This window comes from Pantoea folii, from assembly GCF_056678875.1.
This window is the reverse complement of the sequence record NZ_JBWXON010000003.1, coordinates 1-16854: the sequence shown is the minus strand read 5'-3', so window position 1 is coordinate 16854 and position 16854 is coordinate 1. Positions and strand designations below refer to the sequence as shown.

The 16854-nt window shown below is 56.9% G+C and carries 10 protein-coding genes and 1 tRNA gene; 9 read left to right on the top strand and 2 right to left on the bottom strand.

Going from position 1 to position 16854, the window contains the following annotated elements:
* The 8 genes from AC1MDE_RS05190 (at position 1) to recD (ending at position 13552) form a co-directional block, all read left to right on the top strand.
* Positions 1-471 (top strand): prepilin-type N-terminal cleavage/methylation domain-containing protein, encoded by a 471-nt coding sequence (locus AC1MDE_RS05190; protein ID WP_479402460.1) that lies wholly within the window; start codon positions 1-3, stop codon positions 469-471.
* The gene (locus AC1MDE_RS05185; protein ID WP_058961809.1) at positions 462-1001 is read left to right on the top strand and encodes a prepilin peptidase-dependent protein; all 540 of its coding nucleotides are present in this window, start codon (positions 462-464) and stop codon (positions 999-1001) included. The genes AC1MDE_RS05190 and AC1MDE_RS05185 overlap by 10 nt, the downstream gene beginning before the upstream one ends.
* Positions 998-1426 carry a DUF2509 family protein gene (locus AC1MDE_RS05180; RefSeq protein WP_058961808.1) on the top strand — a complete coding sequence of 143 codons (429 nt, stop codon included), beginning with the start codon at positions 998-1000 and terminating at the stop codon, positions 1424-1426. Before AC1MDE_RS05185 ends, AC1MDE_RS05180 begins: the two co-directional genes overlap by 4 nt.
* The gene (locus tag AC1MDE_RS05175; protein ID WP_236699783.1) at positions 1362-1700 is read left to right on the top strand and encodes a prepilin-type N-terminal cleavage/methylation domain-containing protein; all 339 of its coding nucleotides are present in this window, start codon (positions 1362-1364) and stop codon (positions 1698-1700) included. The genes AC1MDE_RS05180 and AC1MDE_RS05175 overlap by 65 nt, the downstream gene beginning before the upstream one ends.
* A 79-nt stretch (positions 1701-1779) precedes the next feature.
* Positions 1780-5160, top strand: coding sequence for an exodeoxyribonuclease V subunit gamma (recC, locus tag AC1MDE_RS05170; protein WP_480344357.1), 3381 nt, complete (start codon positions 1780-1782; stop codon positions 5158-5160).
* 105 nt (positions 5161-5265) lie between these two features.
* Positions 5266-8163 carry a pitrilysin gene (ptrA, locus tag AC1MDE_RS05165; protein WP_479401596.1) on the top strand — a complete coding sequence of 966 codons (2898 nt, stop codon included), beginning with the start codon at positions 5266-5268 and terminating at the stop codon, positions 8161-8163.
* The gene (gene recB / locus AC1MDE_RS05160) at positions 8160-11705 is read left to right on the top strand and encodes an exodeoxyribonuclease V subunit beta (RefSeq protein ID WP_480344356.1); all 3546 of its coding nucleotides are present in this window, start codon (positions 8160-8162) and stop codon (positions 11703-11705) included. Before ptrA ends, recB begins: the two co-directional genes overlap by 4 nt.
* Complete coding sequence (recD, locus tag AC1MDE_RS05155) at positions 11702-13552, top strand: exodeoxyribonuclease V subunit alpha (protein WP_480344355.1); 1851 nt, start codon at positions 11702-11704, stop codon at positions 13550-13552. The genes recB and recD overlap by 4 nt, the downstream gene beginning before the upstream one ends.
* Positions 13553-13776: 224 nt before the next feature.
* Here the strand turns inward: recD and argA are convergent, their stop codons facing one another.
* Positions 13777-15105, bottom strand: a complete 1329-nt coding sequence (gene argA, locus AC1MDE_RS05150; protein ID WP_479401598.1) for an amino-acid N-acetyltransferase — start codon at positions 15103-15105, stop codon at positions 13777-13779.
* Positions 15106-15337: 232 nt separating this feature from the next.
* On the opposite strand from argA, the gene amiC reads away from it, so the two are divergent.
* Positions 15338-16573, top strand: a complete 1236-nt coding sequence (gene amiC / locus AC1MDE_RS05145) for an N-acetylmuramoyl-L-alanine amidase AmiC (RefSeq protein ID WP_480344354.1) — start codon at positions 15338-15340, stop codon at positions 16571-16573.
* Positions 16574-16652: 79 nt separating this feature from the next.
* On the opposite strand, the gene AC1MDE_RS05140 is transcribed toward amiC, so the two are convergent.
* Positions 16653-16729: transfer RNA gene (locus tag AC1MDE_RS05140), tRNA-Met, on the bottom strand.
* Between the last annotated feature and the right edge of the window lie 125 nt (positions 16730-16854).

Here is a 16854-nt window from a genome sequence, read left to right as displayed (position 1 = left end):
ATGAACAAACACGCAAACCTCGGTTTCACCTTACCGGAGCTGCTACTGGTGATGGTCATCGCCGGCATACTCAGCCTCGGCGCCCTGCATAGTTGGCAGCGCTGGCAGCAGCATCAACAACTGCGCGATAGCGTGCAGCAGCTGCAGGGGTTTCTGTTACGGCTGCGCGCCCATGCGAACGGGCATAACAGCGATCTCAATTTGTGGCTGATTCCCGGCGAACGCGGCTGTTTGGGCGTAGGTGTAAAACCGGCGGAGGGCTGTGAACTGCCTTCACGCTGGTGGCTAGCACCGCCGCATGCCGGGGTACGCTTCAGTGCCATCATCGGCGAGCCGGGTTTCTTTGGACGGCGTGACGTGGCGCGCCCTGGCAGCATTGAGATTGAAAATGCGGCCGGTCGCTGGCGGGTGATTATCTCTGCGCGAGCACGTATTCGCGCCTGCCAGACGGGAGAAAAAGGGTGCGAGTAGCGGAGGCCGGTTTCAGCCTGCTGGAGATGCTGATTGCGCTGTCGGTGGGGGCGATATTGATGGTCAGCGTGGGGCGATTTTTGCCGCTACTGCTGGAGCAAAATCTGCGCCTGCAGCAGCGTGTGCAATTGCAGCAGGAGCTACAGCAGCTTTCTCATACGCTGCAAAAAGCGTTACAGCGCGCGGGATATTGTCGTGGGCAATGTACTGGTCCCGCACTGACTCTGGCTGCGAGTGGCAGCTGTGTATTGCTGCGCTGGGATGAAAACAGCAATGGGCGCTGGGAAGATGTGGGCAGTAGTGACAGCGACTTTTACGGCTATCGGTTGCGCAGCGGGCAGCTGGAAATGCAGCGCGCGGTGGATAACTGCAACGGCAATGGTTGGGAACGCCTAACCGATCCCGCTTTCCTCACCATCGAGCATTTTAGCGTGGTGCGGCAAGGCACCCGGTTAATGCTCCATCTGACGGGGCGATCGGGTATACAAAGCCTGCAGGTTGAGCACTGGATTGAAGGACGAAACTTATGAGCCAGCACGGCAACAGCACGCTGGGCATGGTGCTGATGCTGTTACTGCTCGGCAGCCTGACGCTGCATGCCACGCGCACGCAGTTGTCACAGGGCATGGTGCTGGTGGCCGATACGCAGCAGCATCATAAAGATTTTGCGCAGGCACAGGCTGCGTTGCAATGGGGGCTGATGCAGAGTTGGCCAGCGGCGTCCGGCTGGCAATGTCAGCAACAGTCCGCGCACCAGTGGTTAAGCTGCTTATTGCAGATGGAGGAGGGCAATGCGCTGTTATCGGGTCAGGATGAAAAGAGTGATCTCCGCCTCTGGCAATGGGTCTCACCACGCAGCCATCGGCTGCAACCCGAGGCGCACGGCTGGATTGACTACTGTCCATTGTCTAAACCGGAGCACTGCCAGTCGCAGGCAGGATCAGCAGGGCTTTAGCCTGGCAGAAACGCTGGTAGCGATGCTGCTGCTGGCGATGACCATCAGCACGCTGTTGCAATACCATCGGGCGCTGGCCCTGGGATTTAGTCAGCAGTGGCAGCAGCGCCAGGCGTGGCAGGTTGCCGGACAAGCGTTGCTGGGGCGCGGGGTGGCGGGCTGGCAGATTGAGCGTCAGCAGCAAAGTGTGGGTATAGGATGCGTGCTGGAGCGCGTCACGGTGACGAGCCCACAACAGCGCAGTGCCAGTCTGGCCCAGCTCAATTGTCACTAAGGTGACCTCGGTGATAGGCATCGTTAACGATACAGGGTAGAGTGACCAGGCTGCGCTGTTTTCCCTCTCAAGGAGATTTATGTTCCGGGTTTACCACTCCAATCAGCTCGATCTGTTGAAAAATCTGGCAGGCATTCTGATTGAAAACCAGCCGCTGAACGATGCACTCGCGGCCGAACAGGTGCTGGTGCAAAGCCCCGGCATGGCGCAGTGGCTGCAGATGGAACTGGCAAACAGTTTTGGTATCGCGGCGAATATCGACTTTCCGCTGCCTGCGACCTTTATCTGGAACATGTTTGTCAAAGTGTTGCCCGGCATTCCTGAGGAGAGCGCTTTTACCAAAGCCAGCATGAGCTGGAAACTGATGCATCGCTTGCCCACCTTGCTGGAGCAGGATGCGTTCCAGCCATTACGTCACTACCTCAATGATGACGATGACAAGCGCAAGCTGTATCAGCTCAGCGCTCGCGTTGCAGATCTGTTTGACCAATATCTGGTGTATCGATCTGACTGGCTCAACAGCTGGGAGCGCGGAGAACTCATTGATGGCCTGAGTGATGCCCAGCAGTGGCAGGCACCGCTGTGGCGCGATTTGGTGGCGTTCACCGAGCAGTTAGGTCAGCCGATGTGGCATCGTGCCAATCTGTATGCGCGTTTTATCCAGGCGCTGGAGCAGGCCGAAACGCCACCGGCGGGATTGCCGCAGCGCGTGTTTATTTGTGGTATCTCCGCGCTGCCGCCGGTGTATTTGCAGGCGCTGGAAGCGCTTGGCCGCCATATTGATATTCATCTGCTGTTTACCAACCCCTGCCGCCACTACTGGGGCGATATTCAGGATTACGCTTTCCTCGCGAAATTGCAGAGCCGCAAACGTCGCCGCATGCAGTCTGACGAGGCGCAGTCGCTGTTCCGCGATCCCGAAGCTGCCCCAACGCTGTTCAATGAACTCGGCGAGCAGCAACTTACCAATCCATTATTGGCCTCGTGGGGCAAACTGGGGCGCGATAATCTGTTTCTGCTCAGTCAGATGGAATCCGCCGCTAACGATATTGATGCCTTTGTTGAGATGCCGCAGGACAGCCTGCTACACAGTCTGCAAGCCGATCTGCTTAACCTTGATGACCACGCCGTGATCGGTTTGCATGCCGATGAACTGGGTAACAGCCACAAAAAACGGGTGCTCGACCCTGATGATCGCACCATCACGCTACAGGTATGTCATAGCGCTCAGCGTGAAGTGGAAGTGTTACAGGATCATCTGCTGGCGCTGATGGAGGCCGATCCCGATCTCAAAGCGCGCGACATCATCGTGATGGTGGCGGATATCGATAGCTACGCGCCCTTCATTCAGGCGGCGTTTGCCAGTGCGCCTGCGGATCGTTATCTGCCGTTTGCCATCTCGGATCGCCGCGCCAGCCAGGCACATCCGGCGATTCTGGCCCTATTAAGCTTGCTGGCGCTGCCAGACAGCCGCTTTGCTTCCGAAGAAGTGCTGGCACTGCTCGAAGTGCCTGCGCTGGCGCAGCGCTTCTCGGTGGATGAAAGCGGTTTGCGCCTGCTGCGCCGTTGGGTGATGGAATCCGGTATTCGATGGGGGCTGGATGATGCCAGCGTCGAAGCATTGGCACTGCCTGCCACCGGTCAACATACCTGGCGCTTCGGCCTGCAGCGCATGCTACTGGGTTACGCGCTGGAAAGCCGCAACGGTGACTGGCAGGGCATTCTGCCTTACGACGAATCCAGCGGATTGATTGCCGAACTGGCCGGGCATCTGGCCGAATTGCTCTCTCGCTTAGAGTCGTGGCGCACCCGACTGACTGGCGAGCGTACGCTACCGGAGTGGTTGCCGCTGTGCCGCGAGCTGATCGACAGCTTCTTCAACGGCGATGCCGAAAGCGACGCAGCATTACTGCTGGTTGAAACCCAGTGGAAACAGATTATTGAGCAGGGCACGCAGGCTGATTATCAGCAACCGATTCCCGTCACCTTACTGCGTGATGAGTTGCGCTCGCGCCTCGATCAGCAGCGTATCAGTCAGCGCTTCCTGGCCGGGCCGATAAACTTCTGTACCCTGATGCCAATGCGTTCGATTCCGTTCAAAGTCGTCTGCTTGCTGGGGATGAACGATGGCGTCTATCCACGCACGCTGGCGCCGCTCGGTTTTGACCTGATGCAGCAGCAGGCACGCAAAGGCGATCGCAGCCGCCGTGATGATGACCGCTACCTGTTCCTTGAAGCCCTGATTTCGGCACAGCATCAGCTCTACATCAGCTATATCGGTCGTGCGATCCAGGACAACACTGAGCGTTATCCCTCCGTGCTGGTGACGGAGTTGGTGGATTATCTTGGTCAGAGTTTTTGTCTGCCAGGCGATGAAGCGTGCGAACCCGACGTCAGCGAGCAGCGTGTTCGTGAACATTTACAGAAGCTCCACAGCCGCATGCCCTTTGCAGCGGAGAACTTCCGCCCTGACGCTTACGGCCAGAGCTTCGCCGCAGAATGGTTGCCCGCTGCCACCGGCAATGGCGTGGCACAGCCAGACTTTGTGCAAAGGTTGCCGCCACTGCCGCTGGAAACGCTCTCGCTTGAGCAATTGCTGCGCTTCTGGCGTCATCCGGTACGGGCCTGGTTCCAGCAGCGGCTGGGCGTGGCTTTCTGGATGGAAGAGAGCGAATTGCCGGACAGCGAGCCGTTTGCGCCAGATAGTCTGGAGCGTTATCAAATCAATGCGCAGCTACTGAATACCCTGGTCAACGGTGAGGATCCCGCGCAGCTTTATGCGCGTCATCGCGCTGCGGGCAATCTGCCTTATGGTGCTTTTGGGGAACTTTTCTGGCAGAGCCAGACCGAAGAGATGCAGGAAGTGGCTGCGGAAGTGAGCGGACAGCGTCAGCCCGCAGAGAGTTGGGAAATCAATCTGCCGCTTAACGGAGTGCAGTTGACCGGCTGGTTAACCCAGGTGCAAGCTGATGGGTTATTACGCTGGCGTCCGGGCGTGCTGAACATGAACGATGGCCTGCTATTGTGGCTGGAGCATCTGGTGTACTGCGCGTTGGGCGGCACAGGTGAAAGCCGCATGTACGGGCGCAAACAAAGCCGCTGGCGTTTTAAAGCCATCGACGCTGAGTCTGCGCTGTCACTGTTGAACGAATACGTGACGGCTTATCAGGCGGGGATGACGGAACCGTTGATGTTGCTGAACAAATCGGGTGGCGCGTGGCTGGATGCCAGTTTTGATCGAAAATCCGGCCAGTTGCTGGACGATGACGCCACGCAGAAAAAGGCATTGAACAAATTGCTGCAAGCCTGGCAGGGTGGTTTTCAGGTGGAGGGCGAAGGCAGCGATCCTTATCTGCAGCGCCTGAGCCGTACGCTGGATGATGAGGCGGTGCAGGTAATTGTTGCCGCCGCTCGCCAGTGGTATTTACCGGTGCGCCTTGCGCATCAAGATGATGAATAGCAATTGGGTAACGCCGCTTTTGCGGGTGTTCCCAAAATAATAAAAAGTTGTCTATTGCGCCGCTGGGCACACAGCCAGCGGTAAAGGGTAAAGAAAGGGGTTTAAATGCGGATTTACGCACGCTGGATGGGAGCGCTGCTGCTGAGCATGCTGGCGCTGAATGCCTTTGCCGATAGCGATCGCGGCTGGCAGCCCATCAATGAAACGATTCGAAAAAGCGATCACGATCCGCGCAGTTATCAGGCCATCACGCTGACTAACGGTATGACGGTGTTGCTGGTGTCTGACAAAGAAGCGCCTAAATCACTGGCCGCACTGACGTTGCCTATCGGCTCGCTGGACGATCCCAATCAGCAGCTAGGGCTGGCGCACTATACCGAACATATGGTGTTGATGGGCTCAAAACGCTATCCGCAACCGGATAATCTGGCCGAATTCCTGAAAAAGCACGGCGGCAGTCACAATGCCAGTACCGCTTCTTATCGCACCGCGTTCTATCTGGAAGTGGAAAACGATGCACTGCAACCGGCGGTGGATCGTCTGGCCGATGCCATTGCAGAGCCTTTGCTCGATCCGGTCAACGCCGATCGTGAGCGTCATGCAGTTAATGCAGAGCTCACTATGGCGCGTACGCGCGACGGCCTGCGTATGGCGCAGGTCGGGGCGGAAACCCTGAATCCAGCGCATCCAGCTTCCCGCTACTCAGGCGGTAACCTTGATACGCTGCGCGATAAGCCCGACAGCAATTTGCATCAGGCGCTGACCGAGTTTTATCACAGCCACTACTCCGCCAATCTGATGAAAGCGGTGATATACAGCAACAAATCGCTGCCAGAGATGGCCGACATTGCGGTCCAGACTTTTGGACGAGTGGCTAACCATCAGGCCATCGTACCGAAAATCGAAGTGCCGGTGGTGACCGATGCGCAGAAAGGCATCATCATCCACTACGTGCCTGCCCAACCGCGTAAACAGCTTAAAGTTGAATTCCGCATCGCCAACAACAGCGACCAGTTCCGCAGCAAAACCGATACGTTGATCAGTTACATCCTGGGCAACCGCAGTAAAAACACCCTTAACGACTGGCTGCAAAAGCAGGGGCTGGCCGACGGTGTGAATGCCGGTGCCGATCCGATGACGGACCGCAACAGCGGCGTGTTTGCCATCACGGTCTCCCTGACCGACAAAGGCCTGGCACAGCGTGATGAAGTGGTGGCGGCGATCTTTAGCTACCTCGATATGCTGCGTAATAAAGGCATCGATAAGGGCTATTTCGATGAAGTGTCGCATGTGCTGGCGCTGGATTTCCGCTATCCGTCGATCACCCGCGACATGGATTACATCGAATGGTTAGTGGATACCATGCTGCGCGTGCCAGTGGATCATACGCTGGATGCACCTTATCTCGCGGATAACTTTGATCCTGCGGCGATCAAATCTCGTCTGGATGAGATGACACCGCAAAATGCCCGCATCTGGTATATCAGCCCGAATGAGCCGCACAACAAAGAAGCCTATTTTGTCAATGCGCCTTACCAGGTCGATAAAATCAGTGATGCACAGTTCAGTGACTGGCAGCAGCGTGGTACGCAGATTCAGCTGTCGATGCCGACGCTGAATCCGTATATCCCTTCTGATTTCTCCATTATGCCTGGTGATGGCAAAACGTATACGCATCCGGTGGCGCTGACCGACGGTGACAGCATGCGCATCTACTGGATGCCAAGCCAGTTCTACGCCAGTGAACCAAAGGCAGCCATTACTCTGGCACTGCGCAACAAAGCGGCAATAAGCGACGCGCGTCAGCAGGTGTTATTTGGCCTGAATGATTATCTCTCAAGCGTGGCGCTGGATGAGTTGAACTCGCAGGCGTCAGTGGGGGGGATCAGTTTTTCTACCGGTGAAGATGACGGCATTGTGTTCAGCGCCAGTGGTTTTACCCAGCGTCTGCCGGAGTTACTGAAAAAACTGGTTGAGGGCTATGCCAGCTTCCAGCCGGACGCACAGCAACTGGAACAGGCAAAATCCTGGTATCTGGATCGACTGGAAGCCGCCGAGAAGGGCAAAGCCTTCGAGCAGGCGATTCAACCGATGCAGATGCTGTCACAGCTGCCGTATACCCAGCGTGAGACGCGCCGCAAGCTAGTGAAAGATCTGACGCTGAAAGACGTGACGGATTACCGTGATGCCTTACTGCGCAACGCTACGCCGGAAATGATGGTGGTGGGCAACCTCTCCGCCGATCGCGTTAAACAGCTGGGAACCGATCTGCAACAGCAGTTGCACAGCGATGGTCACAGTTACTGGCACAGCGATGACGTGGTGATCGATAAAGCCATGAAGGCCAACCTGCAAACCGCAGGAAGCAGCACGGATTCTGCACTGGCAGCACTCTACGTGCCTCTGGGTTACGACGAGTATCAAAGCATGGCCAACAGCACCATGTTGAGCCAGATTGTCCAACCCTGGTTCTATAACCAACTGCGCACCCAGGAACAGTTGGGCTATGCGGTGTTCTCGTATCAGATGCCGATTGGTCGCCAGTGGGGGATTGGCTTCCTGCTGCAAAGCAACAGCAAGCAGCCAGCCTATCTGATGCAGCGCTTTGAGGCGTTCTATCCGCAGGCTGAGCAACGCCTGCGCGACATGAAACCGGAAGATTTTGCCCAGTATCAGCAGGCGCTGATCAACGACTTAAAACAGCGCCCGCAAACGCTTGATGAAGAAGCGAATCGCTACAGCCGTGACTTCAACCGGCAGAATTTTGCTTTCGATACCCGTGAAAAAGCCATCGAGCAGATTCAAAAGCTCACGCCGCAGGGCGTGGCCGATTTCTTCCATAAAGCGGTGCTGGAACAGCAGGGCATGGCGATGATTTCGCAGATTGGCGGTAGCCACGATGGCGCCACCAAAGATGATTATGCACCTCTGCCGGGCTTCACGACCTGGGATCAGGTGGAGAAGCTACAGCAATCCCTGCCGGTTAAGAGTGACGCGCAATGAGTCTGATTCAGCCGCCAGAACCGCTCAATCCGCTGACGCTGCCGTTGCGTGGCGAGCGGCTGATTGAGGCGTCTGCTGGAACCGGCAAAACCTTCACCATTGGGCTGCTTTATCTGCGGCTTTTGTTGGGGCTGGGCGGGCAACATGCCTATGCCCGGCCACTGTCGGTCGAAGAAATTCTGGTCGTGACCTTTACCGAGGCGGCCACCGCAGAGCTGCGCGGACGTATCCGTGCCAACATCCATGAGCTGCGGCTGGCCTGCATTCGCGGTACCAGCCGCAATCCGATGCTGATGCAGTTGCTACTGGAGATGCCGCAGCCAGCAGAAGCGGCATCGCTACTGCTGGCTGCAGAGCGGCAGATGGATGAAGCGGCTATCTTTACCATCCACGGCTTTTGTCAGCGCATGCTCAATCTCAATGCCTTTGAATCCGGCATGCTGTTTGAACAGCAGTTGATTGAAGATGAACAACTGCTGCTGCGTCAGGCCACTGCCGATTTCTGGCGTCGCCACTGTTATCCCCTCTCGCTGGATATCGCCCGCGTGATTGTCAGTGAGTGGAGTGGTCCGGAGCAATTGCTGGCGACGTTGCGGCCGTGGCTGCAAGGCGAATCACCTAACCTGCGTTTAGCGCCCGCTGACGACGAAACGCTGACGATGCGCCACAACGAAAACCTGGCGCGCATTAACGCGATGAAAGCCGAGTGGCGCGCGGTGGGTGAAGAGGTGCTGACGCTGGTGGGGCAGTCCGACGTGGACAAACGCAGCTACAGCAGTAAAAATCTGCCGGTGTGGGTGAATAAAGTCAGTTTCTGGGCACAGAGTGAAACCCTGGATTATCAGGTGCCCGCAGAGCTGGCGCGCTTTGGTCAACGGGTGCTGGAGGAGAAAACCAAAAAAGGCCATCCTCCGCACCATGCCCTGTTTGTGGCCATCGACCTGTTTCTGACTCAGCCCATTTCACTACGCGATTTGCTGATTGCGCGCGCGCTGGTGGATATCCGCGCCGCCGTACGGAAAGAGAAACGCCAGCAGGCGCTGCTGGGTTTTGATGATCTCCTGAGCCGACTGGATGATGCCCTGCAGCAGCCTGCAGGAGAAATGCTGGCGCAGGCGATTCGTCAGCGTTACCCGGTGGCGTTAATTGATGAGTTCCAGGATACCGATCCGCAGCAATACCGCATTTTCCGCACGCTGTACGGTAATCAACCCGAGCATGCGTTGCTGTTGATTGGCGATCCAAAACAGGCCATTTACGCCTTTCGTGGCGCAGACATCTTTACCTATATCCGCGCGCGCAATGAAGTGAGCGCGCATTACACCCTTGACACCAACTGGCGCTCTTCGCCAGCAATGGTGGAGAGCGTCAATCAGCTGTTCAATCGGCTCGAAGCGCCTTTTGTCTTTGATGCTATCCCTTTCTTGCCGGTGCACTTCGCTGAGCCAAATCAGACGCTTTCTCTCACACTGGATAACCAGGATCAGGCGGCACTGCGTTTCTGGCTGCTGCCGGGCGACGGGTGCAGCGTAGGCGATTATCAGCAGGCGTTAGCGCGACAGTGTGCCGCGGATATCAGCCACTGGTTACAGGCGGGTCAGCAACAGCGTGCGCTGCTGGGTAAAGCGGCCGCGCAACGCCCGGTGCAGGCATCGGATATCACGGTGCTGGTGCGCAGCCGCAACGAAGCCAATCTGATCCGTGAAGCACTTAACCAGCTTGGCATTCCCTCGGTCTATTTATCGAACCGCGACAGCGTCTACACCACGCCCGAAGCGCGCGAGTTGCTGTGGTTACTGCAGGCGGTGCTGGCTCCCGAGCAGGAGCGCATGCTGCGCACGGCGCTCGCTACCTCGCTGTTTACCTTTGATGCGGCACAGCTGGATGCGTTGGATCAGGATGCGCGCGGCTGGGATGAGCTGGTAGAGACTTTTGCCCGCTGGCAACTGCTGTGGCAGCAGCGCGGCGTACTGCCGATGCTGCGCCAGCTGATACAGGAACGCCAGCTTGCGGAAAACCTGCTCGCCTCAGAAAATGGCGAACGCCGCCTGACCGATTTGCTGCATCTGGGCGAACTGATGCAGGAGGCGGCGGCGCAGCTCGACAGCCCGCACGCGCTGGTGCGTTATCTGGCGCAGCAGATAGCCAGCCCGGACAGTCAGTCGTCCAGCCAGCAATTGCGTCTGGAAAGCGATCGCCATTTGGTGCAGATCGTCACTATCCATAAATCTAAAGGACTGCAATATCCGCTTGTGTGGCTGCCGTTCGCCGCCGGATTCCGCGAGGCGGATACCGCGCTGTATCACGATCGCGACAACTTTGAAGCGGTGCTGGATCTGCAGGCCGATGACGCAAGCCTGGCGATGGCCGAGCAGGAGCGTTTGGCCGAAGACCTGCGCTTGCTGTACGTGGCACTTACCCGTTCGGTGTATCACTGTAGCGTAGGTGTGGCACCGCTGTTTCGCGGCACGCGCAAAAAAGAAGGCGAGAGCGATCTGCATAAAAGCGCACTGGGCCATCTTTTGCAGCGTGGTGAAGCGGCGACAGCGGCACAGCTGGAAACTTTACTCAATCAGCACAATGTCGCGGGTACCGAGGTGATGCACGTGCAGGAACAGGTAGCCGAACGCTGGCACGCGCCTGATCCCGCTCATGACACATTGGCTGCCCGCACCGTTAGCCGCACGCTGGTGGAACCCTGGCGCGTCACCAGCTACTCAGGCATGCAGCAACACGGTAGCCAGCGACTACTTGATGTGATGCCACGCTTCGATCTGGAAGCCGCAGGCGAAGAACAGCAGGAAGAGCTCGCTGAAGCTCTACTGACACCGCACCATTTCCCGCGCGGCGCCGCGCCGGGGACTTTCCTGCATGAACTGTTCGAATCTCTCGATTTCCCACATCCCCCCACGGCCGCATTGCTGGAGCAACATCTGCAGCAGAATGGGTATCCATTGTACTGGCAACCGATACTGACGGATTGGATTGCGCGCGTGGTGAGTACGCCGCTCAACGATCAGGGGATACAGCTCGGTCAAGTACAGACCAGCGATCGACTCGTGGAGATGGGCTTCTACTTGCCGATTGACGGTTTGCTGACCGCGAATGATCTGGATGCGCTGATCCGTCAGGATGCTTTATCGTCCGATGCGCCGCCGCTCGATTTTCGTGAGGTACAGGGTATGTTGAAAGGCTTCATTGACCTGGTGTTCCGCTGGCAAGGCAAATATTACCTGCTGGATTACAAATCTAACTGGCTGGGCGACAGCCACGAAGCTTATACGCCAGCAGCGATGAGACAGGCGATGATCGACCACCGCTATGATTTGCAATATCAGCTCTACACGCTGGCGCTACATCGCTATCTTCAACATCGCGTGGCAGATTATGACTACGAGCAGCACTTTGGCGGCGTGTTTTATCTGTTCCTGCGTGGCATGGATGGCACTTCACCGGCCAACGGCGTATTCCACACACGGCCAACTCTGGATTTTGTTTCACAACTGGATAGCCTGTTTCGCGGGCAGGGAGCCTCGGCATGAGTGGCATTACAGCGCTACTTCAACAGGCGGTTGAGCTGCGTTTGCTGCGCTCACTGGATGTTCAGTTCGCCCTGTTGCTGGCGGATGACACGCAGCCAGCACGCCTCATGGCGGCTGCCTGTCTCAGCGCGGAAGCGGGTGAGGGGCACGTCTGCTTACCGCTGTCACAGCTGAGCCGTGAAGGGTTATTCAATGGCCGCCATCCTGAACTGGCGCAGGCCATCTGGCTGGCGGCGGGCGAGCCGCAGGACTGGACGCAAATTCTGGCTGGCTGGCCTGCTTTGAGCAACAGCAACAACGGGCAGGCAGCACCGATTGTACTGACCGAAGGCCGTCTTTATCTGCATCGTCTCTGGCACCATGAAGGGCAGGTGGCGCGTTTCTTTCAGGCGCAGTCTGCTCCGCAGGCATTTCCTGATGGAGAGGTGCGTGCTGTACTGGATAACCTGTTTGGTACTGAACCCGATGACTGGCAAAAAATCGCGGCGGCGGTGGCGCTAACGCAGAAAACAGCAGTCATTTCCGGCGGCCCAGGCACCGGGAAAACCACCACCGTGGCAAAACTGCTGGCGGCATTGATTCGCCTGAGCCAGGGTGCACTGCGCATTCAACTGGCAGCCCCGACCGGCAAAGCGGCGGCGCGTTTAACCGAATCACTCGGTAAAGCGCTGCAAAAACTGCCGGTCAGCGACACCGAGCGCCAACGCTTCCCAGCGGAAGCTACCACGCTGCACCGTTTGCTCGGTGCCCAGCCCGAAACCCAGCGCTTGCGCTATCACGCCGGTAACCTGCTGCATCTGGATGTGCTGGTGGTGGATGAAGCCTCAATGGTTGATTTGGGCATGATGGCCAATCTCATCGCCGCACTGCCACCCCAGGCGCGCGTGATTTTTCTTGGTGACCGCGATCAGCTGGCGTCAGTAGAAGCCGGTGCGGTACTGGGCGATATTTGCCGCTGTGCGGAAGCGGGATACAGCGTCGCGCGTGCAGCCCAGCTGAGTGCGTTAACCGGTTGCCAGGTTGAAGGCCACGATGATGACAGCGCGCCAGCCGTGCGCGACGCCATCTGCCTACTACGCAAGAGCTATCGCTTTGATGCTAACTCGGGCATCGGCAAGCTGGCGGCTGCGGTCAATGCCGGTGAGCCAAAGGCGGTTGAGGCCGCATTTAACGCGGGCTTCAGCGATATATCACGCCAGCCACTCAATGATGGCGAGGCCTATCAGGCAATGCTGAATGCTATCGCGGAAGGCTACCGTCCATTCCTGCGGCTGGTGAGCCAGCGAGCACAGCCCGCAGAGATTCTGCACGCATTTGGGCGTTATCAGCTGCTGTGCGCACTGCGCGAAGGGCCGTTTGGCGTGCAGGGATTAAATCAGCGTATTGAGCAAAAACTGATGCAGATGCAGCTGATTCGTCGTCCGCAGGGGGGCAGCCGCTGGTATCAGGGCCGTCCGGTGATGGTGACTCGCAATGACAGCGCGCTTGGGCTGTTTAACGGCGATATTGGCATTACGCTGTTTGATGATGAAGGGCTGCTGAAAGTTTTCTTCCCGTTGCCGGATGGCAGCATCAAAGCCGTACAGCCAAGCCGGTTACCGGCGCATGATACGGCCTGGTCGATGACGGTGCATAAATCGCAGGGATCGGAGTTCGACCATACCGGGCTGGTGATGCCGGCACAGTTTTTACCGGTACTCACCCGCGAACTGATTTACACCGCCATTACGCGTGCGCGCAAACAGTTAACCCTTTACAGCGATGAAGGCGTATTTCGTCGTGCGGTGCAATTACGCACTCAGCGTCGCAGCGGATTGTTGGACCGGTTAAGCGGAGAGTCATTCTGAGCGAGAGTTGAGGTCGGTAAAGAAACCGACCGCAGGCAATGCAGATGTTTTATTGGATGCGCGTGGATGCGCATCCTGACAACGTTATCAGTTTAAGACGTTGGGCAATTCCAGACCGTTTAGCGAAACCTACCCTACGCTGCCTTTAACTGCCTTTAACTGCCTTTAACTGCCTTTAACTGCCTTTAACTGCCTTTAACCGCGCTAGCTGGCATTCCCCGCCGTTAGCGCAAATCCGCCATCAGCACTTTGGACCGGCGCTGATAGTTATACATCTGCTTCTTACTCTCCGGCAGTGATTCAATATCCACCGGCGTAAAGCCGCGTTCCTGGAACCAGTGAATACTGCGGGTGGTCAGCACAAACAGCTTCTTCAACCCCATCTGGCGTGCCTGTAGCGCCACACGCTCCAGCAACAGCTCACCGCGTGAAGAACTGCGGTAATCGGGATGCACCGCCACGCAGGCCATTTCACCAATCTGCTCATCCGGGAACGGATAGAGTGCGGCACAAGCGATGGTCAGATTATCGCGCTGAATAATGGTGAATTTGTCGATCTCCATTTCCAACTGCTCGCGTGAGCGACGCACCAGAATGCCTTGCTGCTCCAGCGGGCGAATCAATTCGAGGATGCCGCCGATATCGTTGATGGTGGCGCGACGAATCTGCTCAGCGGACTCCATCACAATCTGCGTACCAATACCGTCACGCGAGAACAGTTCCTGAATCAATGCGCCATCTTCCTGATAGCTGATCAGGTGGCTACGACGCACGCCGCTGCGGCAGGCTTTCACCGCGCCGCGCAGGAAACGCACGGTGCCCGACAGGAAATCGCCGTCGTTTTCCATCTCATCTATACGCGTCTGCGCTTCGTTGGGGAACAGTTCGGAAATAATCGTGCCTTCGCGGTTGGTGACGCCCTGTTCGGAGCAGAAGCCAATCATTTTCTCGGCTTTTAGCTTGATAGCCAACTGCGTAGCCACTTCTTCTGATGTCAGGTTAAAGCTTTCACCGGTCACCGACACCGCGACTGGGCCGAGCAGCACAATGGCATCATTATCCAGCTGACGATGGATGGCTTCTTCATCGATACGACGAATACGGCCGCTGTGGCAGTAGTCCACGCCATCATCGACGCCCAGCGGCTGGGCAATAATAAAGTTACCGCTTACCACGTTGATGTGCGCGCCCTGCAGCGGGGTGTTATTCAGGCTCATCGACAGGCGTGCGGTGATATCCAGCTGCAAACGTCCTGCAGCCTGCTTCACCAGTTCCAGTGATTGGGCATCGGTTACGCGCGTGTGTTTGTGGTAAATCGGTTCCAGCTGTTGCTGGGCCATGCTGGCATCAATTTGCGGTCTGGCACCATAGACAACCACCAGGCGAATGCCGAGACTATGCAACAAGCCAATGTCGTTAACGATGTTGGAAAAGTTCTCATGCTCGATGGCTTCGCCGCCAAGCATAATGACAAAGGTCTTGTCACGGTGGGCATTTATATAGGGAACGGTATGGCGAAAACCCTGAACCAGTTCAGTACTACGTTCCTTCACGGCAAACCCTCTGTGAATGTTTATTCGTAATTTGTGTATTTTTATGCTCTTTTGCCAGCTAATGCAAGCGCCGGGCCTGACGTTACTTTACGATTTTCCTGATGCAACCCTCGCTAACAGCCTGCATTATCTGGTTTTTCTGGCAAAACAACCCATGGCTTGTTAAGCAAAGTTTTCGCCTTTCACTCGTCGATTGACGATATTTTAGACATTACACAGCAGTTGGAGCGGCATGTCCGAAGCTTTTACACGACGACGATTAATACAGGGTGCGGGCGCGCTCATGCTATTAAGCGTAACGCGAACCGGGCTGGCGGCCAGCCAGCATATTGTGGCGGTGCGCATCTGGCCTTCGTCAACCTACTCCCGCGTGACGCTGGAGTCGAACGTCCCCCTCAAGTACAAACAGTTCACGTTGAGCAATCCCGATCGTCTGGTGATCGACATCGATAACCTGCATATCAATCCGGTCCTGAGAGGGGTGGATAAGCAGGTGCGCGTTGACGATCCCTATATCAAACATGCGCGAGTTGGCCAGTTTGATGCCAACACGGTGCGGGTGGTGCTGGAGCTGAAACGCAACGTTGCGCCGAAGATCTTCACGCTGGCACCGGTTGCGGGCATCAAACATCGTTTAGTGGTCGATCTCTATCCGAGCCAGCCCTCGCCGGAAGAGGATCCGCTACTGGCGTTACTGAACGATTACAACCAGGGCGATCTTGAGCGTGATCAACCGGCGCAAGCACCTTTGCCGGGCAAAGCGGGGCGCGATCGTCCGATCATCATCATGATCGATCCCGGTCACGGTGGCGAAGATCCCGGTGCGCATGGCAAATACAAAACGCGCGAAAAGGACATTGTGTTGAAGATTGGTCGCTATCTGAAGGCGCTGATCGACAAAGAGCGCAACATGAAGGCGTATATGACGCGCAACGAGGATGTGTTTATCCCGCTGCGCGTGCGGGTAGCGAAAGCACGTAAACAGCGCGCCGATCTGTTTGTCTCGATTCACGCCGATGCTTTTACCAGCCGTGCGGCGCGCGGTTCGTCGGTGTTCGCGCTCTCGACCAGCGGCGCAACGTCCACCGCCGCACGTTTCCTGGCACAAACCCAGAACGAATCGGATCTGATTGGTGGGGTGAGCATGAGCGGTGACCGCTATCTGGATCACACCATGTTCGACATGGTGCAGCGGCAGACTATCAGCGACAGCCTGAAGTTCGGCAAAGAGGTGTTATCGCGCATGGGACATATTAATCACCTGCATAAACGCACGGTGGATCAGGCGGGGTTTGCGGTGCTCAAAGCCCCGGATATTCCGTCGATTCTGGTGGAGACCGCGTTTATCAGTAATGTGGAGGAGGAGCGTAAGCTGCGCACGCCGCGTTATCAGCATCAGGTGGCTGAGGCGATTCTGCATGGGATTAAGGCGTATTTCGATAAAGGTGCGGTGCTGGCGCGTCGCTGAGAGGAGGGCGGCCACTGCGCCGCTTTTTTTACCGGAAGCCAAAAACAAAAAAACACCCGTTAAGGTGCTTATCTGTAATTGGTTGCGGGGGCCGGATTCGAACCGACGACCTTCGGGTTATGAGCCCGACGAGCTACCAGGCTGCTCCACCCCGCGTCCGTCTGCCGCGTTAAGCGACTTTTCACATTGTATTCTTCTTAAGACAATTGGTTGCGGGGGCCGGATTCGAACCGACGACCTTCGGGTTATGAGCCCGACGAGCTACCAGGCTGCTCCACCCC